This window comes from Pseudomonas sp. FEMGT703P, from assembly GCF_002786345.1.
GTDB classification, from domain to species: domain Bacteria; phylum Pseudomonadota; class Gammaproteobacteria; order Pseudomonadales; family Pseudomonadaceae; genus Aquipseudomonas; species Aquipseudomonas peli.
Window position 1 is genome coordinate 244,749 of record NZ_PGCM01000004.1, and the last position, 11,483, is coordinate 256,231.

The window sequence follows — 11,483 nt, forward strand, 5'->3', positions numbered from 1 at the left end:
CTGACGCTGCTGTGAAAAAGCCGCCTGAAAAGGCGGCTTTTTTGTGGGCGCTAGAAACGGCTCAAGGCAATTCCCGGTGGGCTACGGCCCTTAATCAATAAAGCTGACCTGACCATCCTTGAGTGAATCAATGCGCGCCAGCGACTCGACTCGGTAGCCCTGCGCGTCCAGCTCGGCGCGGCCGCGCTGGAAGGATTTTTCGATCACCACACCGATACCGGCAATGCTCGCGCCGGCCTGGCCGATCAGATCAATAAGGGCGCGGGCGGCATGGCCGTTGGCGAGAAAATCGTCAATTAACAGGACATGGTCGTGGGCGCCCAAGTGCTTGGCCGAAATGGCCAGCGTGCTTTCGGTCTGCTTGGTGAAGGAAAACACCTTGGAGATGTACAAGTCGTCCTTGAGCGTCAGTGACTGGTACTTGCGCGCAAAAATCACCGGTACGCCTAACTCCAGGCCTGCCATCACTGCCGGGGCAATGCCCGAGGCTTCGATGGTGACGATCTTGGTGATGCCCTGGCCGGCAAAGCGCTGGGCGAATTCGTCGCCGATCTGCTGCATCAGTGCCGGGTCGATCTGGTGATTGAGAAAGGCATCGACCTTGAGCACCTGCTCCGAGAGCACGGTGCCTTCCTCGCGAATCTTCTGTTTCAGCGCTTCCACGCGGTTACCCTCGTCGTTCTTTCTGATCCCCGGTCTGTGCCGGGATGTAATGGTGCAGCGTAGCGCGGATGCAGGCGGTGACGAAATACGTCTGCCTGCTCCCGCGCGCTGTTGCCGGTTATTTTTTTAACATGGCGCGCATATTGGCCAGCGCCGAGTTGCCGGTGGCGGCCTTGACCTCGGGTGCGGCGTCTTCCAGGCCTTCCCAGACCAGATCCTCGGGCGGCAATTCATCAAGGAAACGACTCGGTGAACAGTCGATGATTTCACCGTATTGTTTGCGCTTGGCGGCGAAGGTCATGGTCAGGTTGCGTTTGGCGCGGGTGATGCCGACGTAAGCCAGGCGTCGTTCTTCCTCGACCGTATCGGCCTCGATGCTGGAGCGGTGCGGGAGGATTTCCTCCTCCACGCCAAGGATGTACACCGACGGGTACTCCAGACCTTTGGACGCATGCAGGGTCATCATCTGCACGCCTTCTGCGCCTTCTTCCTCTTCCTGCTGACGTTCGAGCATGTCACGCAACACCAGTTTGCCGATGGCGTCCTCGATGGTCATTTCGCCGTCTTCGTCGCGTTCCAGGGTGTTCTTCAGCGCCTCGACGAGGAACCAGACGTTGCCCATGCGCGCTTCGGCGACCTTGTCGCTGGAGGCGTTCTGGCGGAGCCAGTTCTCGTAGTCGATGTCCATCACCATGCTGCGGATCGCCGCAATCGGGTCGTTCTGCGCGCATTCCTGGCGCACCCGGTCCATCCATTGGGTGAAACGTGCCAGGCGCTCGGTATAGCGCGCATCCAGCTGCTCACCGAGGCCGATTTCGCCGGCGGCAGCGTACATGCTGATCTTGCGGTTGGTGGCGTAGTTACCGAGCTTTTCCAGGGTGGTCGAGCCGATTTCGCGGCGCGGCACGTTGATCACGCGTAGAAAAGCGTTGTCATCATCCGGGTTAACCAGCAGGCGGAAGTAACTCATCAAGTCCTTCACCTCCTGGCGGGCGAAGAAGCTGGTGCCGCCCGAGAGGCGATAGGGAATCTGATGGTGCTGCAGCTTCAGCTCCATCAGTTTGGCCTGGTAGTTACCGCGGTAGAGGATGGCGTAATCGCTGTAAGGGCGCTGGGTGCGCAGGTGCTCGGTGAGGATTTCCAGGGCCACCCGTTCACACTCGGCGTCTTCATTGCGGCAACGGATTACGCGGATCTCGTCACCCATGCCCATCTCGCTCCACAGCTGTTTTTCGAAGGCATGCGGGTTGTTGGCAATGAGGATGTTGGCGCACTTGAGGATGCGGCTGGTGGAGCGATAGTTCTGCTCCAGCATCACCACCTTCAACGAGGGGTAATCCTCTTTCAGCAGCATCAGGTTTTCCGGGCGCGCACCGCGCCAGGCGTAGATCGACTGGTCATCGTCGCCGACCACGGTGAACTGGTTACGCATGCCCACCAAGAGCTTCACCAGTAAGTACTGGCTGGCGTTGGTGTCCTGGTATTCGTCGACCAGCAGGTAGCGGATGCGGTTCTGCCATTTTTCCAGGATGTCGGCGTGTTCCTGAAACAGCATCACCGGCAGCAGGATCAGGTCGTTGAAGTCCACCGCGTTGTAGGCGCGCAGGGTGCGCTGGTAGTGCAGGTAGACGATGGCAGCAGTCTGCTCCTTGGGGTTGCGTGCGCCGGCCAGGGCTTGCTCGGGCAGGATCAGGTCATTCTTCCAGCTGTCGATGATGTTCTTGATCTCGTCCGCACCGTCATCACCGGCATATTCCTTCTGCATGATGTCGGTGAGCAGTGCCTTGATATCGCCGTCATCGAAGATCGAGAAACCCGGCTTGTAGCCCAGGCGCGCGTATTCCTTGCGGATGATGTTCATGCCCAGGTTGTGGAAGGTCGAGACCGTCAGGCCGCGGGCTTCGGGGCCTTTGAGCAGAGAGCTGACGCGCTCTTTCATCTCGCGCGCCGCCTTGTTGGTAAAGGTCATGGCGACGATATGGCGGGCCTGGATGCCGCAGTTCTGCACCAGGTGGGCGATCTTGCGGGTAATCACGCTGGTCTTGCCGGAGCCTGCGCCGGCGAGCACCAAAAGTGGGCCGCCGACATAGTTCACGGCTTCCTGCTGCCGGGGGTTCAGTCGGGACATGGAATCAATCGTCAGGTGAAGTGGGCGCGCATTTTAACAGGCCTGACGCATTGTGCCGTGACCATCTGGAAGTGTGTCGCAGTGCACATAATGGCAAACCGCCAGGCTTGGTTAATTTTCCTATTCCAGTACTCTGGTGCCACTTTCGGGTCCAGCCTCGCCGCAGGACACGCGCCACTGACACAAGGATGTGCGTGATTAGACGTCGATTACGACGCATCCGAGCGGTTGTAATGCTCTTTATTTGTGCTGTGGGGGAAGTTGCTTGTCCGCGTTCGTCGAACCATTACGCTTGCTGTTGCTGGCGGAAACGCCGGGCTGGGCGCAGTTGCTGCGTGAACGTCTGGGTGCGCTCGGCAGCGGTTATGCGCTGATCACCGCACCGTCCTGGGAGGCGGCCAGCGCGCTGTTCGATAAACCCAGCAACGCCTTGCTCCTCACCACCCCCCAATACCTGCCTGCCTCCGGACGCTGTTCCCTGCCGATTGTCCTGCTGTTGGATGCCGAGCCCGACGTCGAGCCCGAGGTTGTCTGCGATTGGCTGGTGCGTCATCAGCTCAGCAGCGAGGTGCTGCGTCGCTGCCTGCGCTATGCCCGTGAGTACGGCAAACTCAACGACACCTTGCACCGCCTGGCGGATCAGGATGCCCTGACCGGCATTGCCAATCGCCAAGGATTCCAGACCCTGCTGGCCGCGCGCCTGGCCGAGTATGAAGGCCGTGGCCTGACCCTCGGCCACCTCGACCTGGACAACTTTCGCCACGCCAACGATGCCCTCGGCTACCAGGGTGGCGACAGTCTGATTCTGCAAGTGGTGGCGCGGATCAAGGCGCAGCTGCAGGCAGGCGACCAGGTGGCGCGCCTGGGAAGCGATGAATTTGCCTTGCTGATCGACAGCCGACGCGACCCGCAACGTGCAGAGCGCTTAGCCGCGCAGATTACCGAAGCCCTCGGTGAACCCTACTGGATTGACGGCGAAAGTCTGCTGATCGGTTGCAGCCTCGGCCTTGCCCATTCCCGCGCCACAAGCAGCGCCGACCCACTGATGTGGCACGCGCATATCGCCATGCAGCAGGCCAAGAGCCAGCAGGGCTGCTCTTTTCATGTTTATGACGAGCGGATCAACCGCAGTGCGCGCAACCAGGCTGACCTGGAAAGCGAACTGCGTCGCGCCCTGCGCCGTGACGAGCTGGAGCTGCACTACCAGCCGCGTCTGTGTTTACAAACCGGACGCATCCTCGGCCTGGAAGCACTGGTGCGCTGGCGCCACAGCGTGCATGGTCTGCTGGCGCCCAATGAATTTGTACCGCTGGCCGAGGAAAGCGGACTGATCGTACCGCTCGGGTATTGGGTGATCAGCCGTGCGCTGCGCGATATGCAGTGGCTGCGCGGGCGTGGTTTGCCAGCGCTGCACATGGCGGTCAACCTGTCATTTCGCCAGTTTCAGGACAGCCAGCTGCTGCCAACCCTCAGTCGGCTGATCGAAGAGCGTGGCGTTGATGCGCAGTGGCTGGAATTCGAGCTGACCGAAACCGCGGTGATGCGCCGCAGCGATCAGGTGCAGCAGACCATGCTGGCCCTCGGTCGCCTCGGTGTGCGCTTCTCGCTGGACGACTTCGGCACCGGCTTCTCTTCCTTTGTGCACTTGAACAACTTGCCGATCACCCTGCTGAAGATCGACAAGAGCTTTGTCGGCGGCATGTGCGAGCGTGCGGAGAACCGGCAGTTAGTGCGGGCGATGATCAACCTGGCGCACAACCTCAACCTGCAGGTGGTGGGCGAGGGCGTAGAAAATGCCGAACAATTGGCACTGCTGCGCCAATACGGCTGCGATCAGGTGCAGGGCTACCTGATCAGCAAGGCGTTGCCGCTCCCTGAGCTGGCGCGCTTTCTGGTATTCGGCACACGTCAGCCATTGTTTGGACTAAGCAGCTAGGCATCGCCTGGATCAGGCCTGCGGGATAGCTTGAAACGTATCTGGGCGCTCATTCCAGCAATTTCAGGACGCCGGTAATCCTGGTGCGGTGAAATAGGCGTGTCTTCTTGCTGCGGCCCTCTATCGGCAAGCGAAAGCCGATCAATTTTGGTTGGCTATATTCTTAGTTCTCCGCTCAAGTATTTTGTGCGGTCGCCGAGTAAATGAGGGCGATTACGCCTTTCATGGCTATTTAACTGCCGTTTTATGCCCTTGGAGGCATGCATGACCTCTCCACGCTCTCGTATTGCTTGGCAGTTGGCCACAGCATTGGCCTTGGTTCTGGTTCTACTGATCAGTGCCAGCACCGTATTCGCTCTGCGTTCGTTGAACGAGGCCAACCTGGTTACGCGAAAGGAGCACTTAGGCAGCGAAGCGCGTTTGCTTGCTGATCAGCTGAGCACTTTTCATGACAGCCTGCGTGAGAGCACTCAGCGTCTTGCCGGTCTGTTTGAGCGGCGTTTCAGTGGCGGTTTGAGTGTGCAGGGGGCCGAGCGAATAGCTGTGGCCGGCATGCAAACCCCGGCGCTGTACCTGGGCTCGAGCCTGTTGAACAACGACTTCACTGAAGTCGATGAGTTTCATCAGCTGACTGCAGGCGTGGCCACGGTGTTCGTGCGCGATGGCGATGAGTTTGTGCGCATCAGCACCTCGCTGACCAAGCCCGATGGCACCCGCGCCATCGGTACGGTGCTCGACCATCTGCACCCCGCTTATAAACGCCTGCTTGCGGGTGATGGTTATGTGGGGCGGGCGTTGCTGTTTGAGCGCTTCTACATGACGCAATACACCCCGGTGCGCGACGTTAGCGGGCGGGTAATCGCGGTGCTGTTTGTCGGCTTCGACTACACCGACGGACAGAACGCGCAGTTTGAGAATCTTAAGCGCTTCCGCATCGGCGCCACGGGATCGCTGGCGTTGCTCGACGATCAGGGCAAGTGGTTGGTCGCCCCAGCCGGTGCACGGGAGCCTGAGCAAATCGCCGGCAAGCTAGCTGAAGTACTGGCTGAACCAGGCCATGGAGCGTTTTGGAGTGACGGTGTCGAGGAGTTTTTCAGCGTAGCCATGCCGTTTTCCGGCGGGCCCTGGCAGGTGCTGGCGAGTATGCCGCGTGAAGAAATCCAGGCGGTGACCTGGCGCGTGGGAAGCCAGTTGGCGATCGGCAGTCTGGTGACTTTGCTGCTAGCGGTCGCGGCAGTGATCTGGTTATTGCGGCGCAAGCTGCGCCCGCTGGGTGATCTGGTGCAACAGGCGCAGGCATTGGGTGCAGGGGATCTGAGCGCGCGTCTTAACGTTACTAGCCAGGATGAGATCGGTGAGCTGGCGCGCAACTTCAACCAGATGGGTGAGGCGTTGTCGACCATGGTGGCGCGCATTCGCGGCGCCGCGCACAACGTAACTAGTCGTGCTCAGGCACTGTCTGGCCTGGCCAGTGGTGCTTATGAGGCTATCGAGCAACAGTCTGGCGAGATCAGCAGCATGGCCGGCGCTGTGGAAGAGTTCAGTGCCACCTCGCTGAATATTGCCGACAATATGCGTAATACCGAGCGCCTGGCTAGCGACAATGCCCAGCAGACCCGTATTGGACGCAGCTCAATGGCTGAGGCTTCGAGCGCCTTGGAGCAGATTGCCAGCTCACTGAATGACACGTCTGTCGTGGTCAACACCCTTGGCCAGCGCTCGCAGGAAATCGGTGGAATTGTCAGCGTGATCACCTCGATTGCTGACCAGACTAACCTGCTTGCGCTCAATGCGGCCATTGAGGCCGCCCGCGCTGGCGAGCAGGGCCGTGGTTTTGCCGTGGTCGCCGATGAGGTGCGCAGTCTGGCTTCGCGCACCCGCGAGGCGACTAACGAAATCTCCGCAATGATCGGCAGTATTCAGGGCGAGACCAACAGTGCGATCAGCACCATGGAGCAGGGCAAGCTGCTGATGCAGGATGGGCTGCAGCGTAACGCTAAGGTTGCTGCTGCACTGGGCCAGATTGCCGAGCAGAGCAATGCAGCGGGTGAGCAATTCACCGCCATTACTACCGCTACCAGCGAGCAAAGCAGTACCGCGACGTTGCTCAGCAGTAACCTGCAAAGCATTGCGCTGGCCAACAGCGAACAGCGCGAAGTGGTGGCCAATTTGGCACAAACTGCCCGCGAACTGGATCAGCTGGCCGAAGAGCTGCGTCAGGAGGTCGGACGCTTCCAGTAATGCCTCAGGTATTAGGTTGAGGCATTTCTATCTGTGGAGGGCGGCACGACGAAGTGCCGTGCTGATCTGGCTGCTTACCTGTTCGCTACTGCGTGGCGTTGGCCTGGCGCTGCGCCAGTTTCTGCTGGCGGTAGCTTATGGCCGCTGGCGGCACGGCGGTGACCTTGCCCGTTTCCAGCCAGCGCTTGAGGCGGTTGGCGTCGGCCATGTGGGTGTATTTGCCGAAGGCATCCAGCACCACGAACGCCACCGGACGGTTATTCATCACGGTATTCATCACCAGGCAGCGGCCGGCTTCGCCGGTGTAGCCGGTTTTGCTCAGTTGCACGCTCCAGCCCGGTTTGCGCACCAGGTTGTTGGTGTTGCGAAAACCCAGGGTGTAGTTGGGTCTGCGGAACGCCTGGGTCTTTTCCGAGGTGGTGCTGAACTGGCTGATCAGCGGGTACTGGCGTGCGGCCTTGAGCATCAGCACCAGGTCGCGGGCACTGGAGACGTTGTGTTCCGACAAGCCGGTGGGCTCGACAAAGCGCGAATGCTTCATGCCCAGGGCGCGGGCCTTGGCGTTCATCGCCGCGACAAAGGCCGCGTGGCCGCCCGGGTAGTGGTGTGCCAGGCTGGCGGCGGCGCGGTTTTCCGAGGCCATCAGTGCCAGCAGCAGCATGTCGCGGCGGCTCAGCTCGCTGCCCACGCGCACACGGGAGAACACACCGCGCATTTCATGGGTGTCACGAATCATGATCGGCAGCTGCTGATCCAGCGGCAGTTTGGCGTCGAGGGTGACCATGGCGGTCATCAGTTTAGTCACCGAAGCAATTGGCACCACGCTGTCGGCGTTACGCTCGTAGAGCACCTGATTGGTTTGCAGATCGACCAGCAGCGCGCTGCCGGCGGCCAGGTCCTGTTGTTTGGCGGGTGCAGCCTGGGTGTTCGATGCAACTACAACGCAGCTGCAAATCAGCAGCAGGCTTACTATCGATTGGCGGATTTTCACGGGGCGCTTCACGGGCAGGTTGAAGGGGATGCAGCGGCGCTCAGTATACGGAAATCTGCGTCCGGGCTTGAGCGGTGCGCGCTTAAATCGTCACGCGCTCGCGCTATAGTGCGACCGCGTTTATTGCCGTGAGTAGCTTGTATGCCTGAATCGTCCGCACCGTCTGCGCCACCCGCCGTCAGCCTGGGCGAGGCCTTCTGGTTTTGGCTGAAACTGGGGCTGATCAGCTTCGGCGGGCCGGCTGGACAGATCGCGATCATGCATCAGGAGTTGGTGGAGAAGCGCCGCTGGCTGTCCGAGCGGCGTTTTCTGCATGCGCTGAACTATTGCATGCTGCTGCCGGGGCCAGAGGCGCAGCAGCTGGCCACCTATATCGGCTGGCTGTTGCACCGCACCTGGGGCGGGGTGATCGCCGGGGTGCTGTTTGTGCTGCCGTCGCTGTTTATCCTGATCGGCCTGTCCTGGCTGTATATCGCCTTCGGTGATGTGCCGTTGGTGGCGGGGATTTTCTATGGGATCAAGCCGGCGGTGACCGCCATCGTCATGCAGGCGGCCTGGCGCATTGGCTCGCGGGCGTTGAAGAACAACTGGTTGTGGGGCATTGCCGGCGCGTCATTTGTCGCCATCTTTGCCTTCAATCTGCCGTTTCCGTTGATCGTGATTGGTGCAGCGCTACTCGGTTATCTCGGTGGTCGCCTGTTGCCGCAGCAGTTCAGCCTGGGGGGCGGTCATGCGGCGCAGGACGCGAACTATGGCCCGGCGCTGATCGATGATGACAGCGCGCCGCTGGCGCATACGCGCTTTCGCGCATCACGCCTGGCGCTGTTGCTGGCGGTGGGAGCGCTGCTTTGGTTGCTGCCGATGGGCCTGCTGACCTGGCTGTTCGGCTGGGACGGCACGCTGACGCAGATGGCCTGGTTCTTTACCAAGGCGGCGCTGCTGACCTTTGGTGGCGCCTATGCGGTGCTGCCGTATGTCTACCAGGGCGCCATTGGCCATTACGGCTGGCTGACCCCGACGCAGATGATCGACGGCCTGGCCCTGGGCGAAACCACGCCGGGGCCGCTGATCATGGTGGTGGCGTTTGTGGCCTTTGTCGGGGCTTACCTGCAGCCGGTGTTCGGCGGCGATTCGGGTTTTGTCAGTGGTGCGCTGGCGGCAGCGCTGGTCACCTGGTTCACCTTTTTACCGTCCTTTCTGTTCATCCTCGCCGGCGGGCCGCTGGTGGAATCCACCCACGGCGAGCTGAAATTCACCGCGCCACTGACCGCGATTACTGCGGCAGTGGTGGGGGTGATCCTTAATCTGGCGCTGTTCTTTGCCTACCACGTGTTCTGGCCGCAGGGTTTTGCCGGCACTTTCGACTGGCCGTCGGCGCTATTGGCCGTGGGCGCGGCGCTGGCGCTGCTGCGCTTCAAACGTGGGGTGATGGAAGTGTTGCTGGTGTCGGCGCTGGCCGGGCTGGCGGTGTATCTGCTGCGTTGAAGTCGCGCGCCCGCTGCCAAGGCAACGGGCGCGTTACGTGTTAGAGAAACCAGCGGTATTCCCGCGCACTGACTTCCTGCATAAAGGCCAGGTGGTCCTGGCGCTTGTTCTCGCAGTAGACCATCACAAACTCACTGCCCAGGCCCTGATTGACCACCGGGTGGTCGCGCATGGCGCTGACCGCGCCGAGCATGTCCTGAGGGAAGTCGATGCCGCTCTGGCGGTTTTCGTTGAGCGGGGCAATCGGCTCCTGGCCGGCATCCAGGCCGTGCTCCATACCGGTGAGGATTGCGGCCAGCACCAGATAGGGGTTGGCGTCGGCGCCGGCCAGGCGGTGTTCGATGCGCAGGTTCTTGCCGTCTGATTCGGGAATGCGGATGCACGCATCGCGGTCCTCGAAGCCCCAGCTGGCGCGGCTGGCGGCGTTGACCATGGCGCCGTAGCGGCGGAAGGCGTTGTGGTTAGCGGCGAAGATCGGCATGCAGTGCGGCAGCAGCTCCAGGCAACCGGCCACGGCATGGCGCAGCGGGCGCTGGTTGTCGCCGTCGAGCAGGTTGTTGCCGGTCGCGTCGTACAGACTGACGTGCACGTGCATGCCGCTGCCCGGCGCGTGCAGGTAGGGCTTGCTCATAAAGCTGGCGCGCTGGCCATGCTTGAGCGCCACGCCGCGGGTGCTGCGGCAAAACAGGGCGGCCCAGTCGGCGGCGCGCAGGCCGTCGTCGCAGTGGCCGAAGTTGATCTCGAACTGGCCGGGGCCGAGCTCGGCGGTGATCACGTTGGCGTCCACACCCTGCTCATTGGCGGCGTCGACGATCTCATGCAGCACATCGGCAAAGCGCGACAGGCGTTCGATATGCATATTCGGCTGATCGTCGGCATCGTCGCACAGCGGGTCGCGGGGGAACTGCGGCAGGCCATCTTGCAGCTTGCGATCGAACAGGTAGAACTCTAGCTCGAAGGCCACCACCGGGCGGATACCGCGTGTGGCCAGGCGCTTGAGCACGCGGGCGAGCACTTCACGCGGCTCGAACTCGATCGGTGCTTCGGTGCCGTCGGAACTGATCAGCATCTGCCCCAGCGGCTGGCTTTCCCAGCGCACCGGTTTGAGCGTGCCGGGGATCAGCCGGCGCGGTGCGTCCGGGTCGCCGTCGTTGAAGCAGTAGTCGCCAATCGGGTGCAGACCGCCCTGTACACCGAGGAGCACGCAGTTCTGCGGGATTTTCAGCGGGCTGCCGGCGGAGACCTTCTCGAGCATATCGATGGGGTAGCGCTTGCCGTAGAAATGCCCGGGAATATCCAGGCTGATCAGGTCGACATAACGCACTTCGGGGTGGGCGCTGCGGAAGGCACGGACTTCGCTGAGCAGGTCGGGGAATGCTGTTTTTATTGTCATGGCGGCTATCTGCGCGGGTCAGGTGAAGACCCAGAGCACTCGTGTGGGGGAATCGGAAAGGTTGGCGTAGCGAAACTGCGCATGCGGCGGCAGCTGGAAGCTGTCATTCGGGCCGAGGGTGACCGGCTCGGCGGCGTCGCCGTACCAGATCGTCAATTCGCCTTCGAGGACGAAGCCGCCTTGTTCTGAGCTGTCGTTCAAATGCCCGTCGCCGCTGGTAGCGCCCGGGTCCAAACGGCTTTCGAGCATGGAGAAGCCGCCAGCCATGGTCGGCGAGGCGAGTACATCGGTGATGCCACCGGCGTAATACAGCGTACGGCGCTCGCCGGGACGGGTGACCCAGGGCACGCCACGCGGTTTGCTCAGGCTGTAGAAATAGGTGGTCGGCACGCCGAGGGTTTCGCTGATCGCGGTGAGGTCGGCCACGGTTGGGCGCGACAGGCCGCGCTCAACCTGGGAGAGAAAGCCCACCGAACGATCAATGCGCGCTGCCAGCTCGCCCAGGGTGAGGTTCTTGTGCTTGCGCAGGTCGCGGATCAGAATCGCCAGACCTTCGACTTCTTCCTGCATATCCATGGAGTTTCCTTTGACGTTTTAACTCCCCTCTCCCGCTTGCGGGAGAGGGGCTGGGGGAGAGGGTCGGCTG

The 11,483-nt window shown here is 61.5% G+C and carries 8 protein-coding genes and 1 pseudogene; 4 read left to right on the forward strand and 5 right to left on the reverse strand.

The features are described from left to right. Window positions 1–90: 90 nt before the first annotated feature. Together CUR33_RS03890 and rep are read right to left on the reverse strand one after the other, a co-directional pair. Window positions 91–663 carry a xanthine phosphoribosyltransferase gene (locus CUR33_RS03890; protein ID WP_289238738.1) on the reverse strand — a complete coding sequence of 191 codons (573 nt, stop codon included), beginning with the start codon at window positions 661–663 and terminating at the stop codon, window positions 91–93. 118 nt (window positions 664–781) lie between these two features. Next, a complete protein-coding gene (rep, locus tag CUR33_RS03895; protein WP_289238739.1) occupies window positions 782–2,791 on the reverse strand; it encodes a DNA helicase Rep in 2,010 nt (669 codons plus the stop codon). 265 nt (window positions 2,792–3,056) lie between these two features. Here rep and CUR33_RS03900 point away from each other — a divergent pair, with 265 nt between their 5' ends. From CUR33_RS03900 to CUR33_RS20665, 3 genes and pseudogenes are all read left to right on the forward strand, one after another. Further along, the gene (locus CUR33_RS03900; RefSeq protein ID WP_289238740.1) at window positions 3,057–4,727 is read left to right on the forward strand and encodes a putative bifunctional diguanylate cyclase/phosphodiesterase; all 1,671 of its coding nucleotides are present in this window, start codon (window positions 3,057–3,059) and stop codon (window positions 4,725–4,727) included. A 264-nt stretch (window positions 4,728–4,991) separates the two neighbouring features. Further along, window positions 4,992–6,113, forward strand: a pseudogene (locus CUR33_RS20660) (Cache 3/Cache 2 fusion domain-containing protein); the annotation flags it as partial. 132 nt (window positions 6,114–6,245) lie between these two features. Beyond that, a complete protein-coding gene (locus CUR33_RS20665; RefSeq protein ID WP_448703086.1) occupies window positions 6,246–6,968 on the forward strand; it encodes a methyl-accepting chemotaxis protein in 723 nt (240 codons plus the stop codon). An 85-nt stretch (window positions 6,969–7,053) separates the two neighbouring features. Here the strand turns inward: CUR33_RS20665 and pbpG are convergent, their stop codons facing one another. Further along, window positions 7,054–7,959 (reverse strand): D-alanyl-D-alanine endopeptidase, encoded by a 906-nt coding sequence (gene pbpG / locus CUR33_RS03910; protein WP_289238742.1) that lies wholly within the window; start codon window positions 7,957–7,959, stop codon window positions 7,054–7,056. 141 nt (window positions 7,960–8,100) lie between these two features. On the opposite strand from pbpG, the gene chrA reads away from it, so the two are divergent. Beyond that, window positions 8,101–9,444 (forward strand): chromate efflux transporter, encoded by a 1,344-nt coding sequence (chrA, locus tag CUR33_RS03915; protein WP_289238743.1) that lies wholly within the window; start codon window positions 8,101–8,103, stop codon window positions 9,442–9,444. Window positions 9,445–9,484: 40 nt separating this feature from the next. Here chrA and CUR33_RS03920 read toward each other — a convergent pair whose 3' ends face one another. After that, window positions 9,485–10,831, reverse strand: a complete 1,347-nt coding sequence (locus CUR33_RS03920) for a glutamine synthetase family protein (RefSeq protein WP_289238750.1) — start codon at window positions 10,829–10,831, stop codon at window positions 9,485–9,487. A 24-nt stretch (window positions 10,832–10,855) separates the two neighbouring features. Then, window positions 10,856–11,413: a helix-turn-helix domain-containing protein gene (locus CUR33_RS03925; RefSeq protein WP_289238744.1), complete on the reverse strand. Its 558-nt coding sequence runs from the start codon at window positions 11,411–11,413 to the stop codon at window positions 10,856–10,858. Window positions 11,414–11,483: the final 70 nt, after the last annotated feature.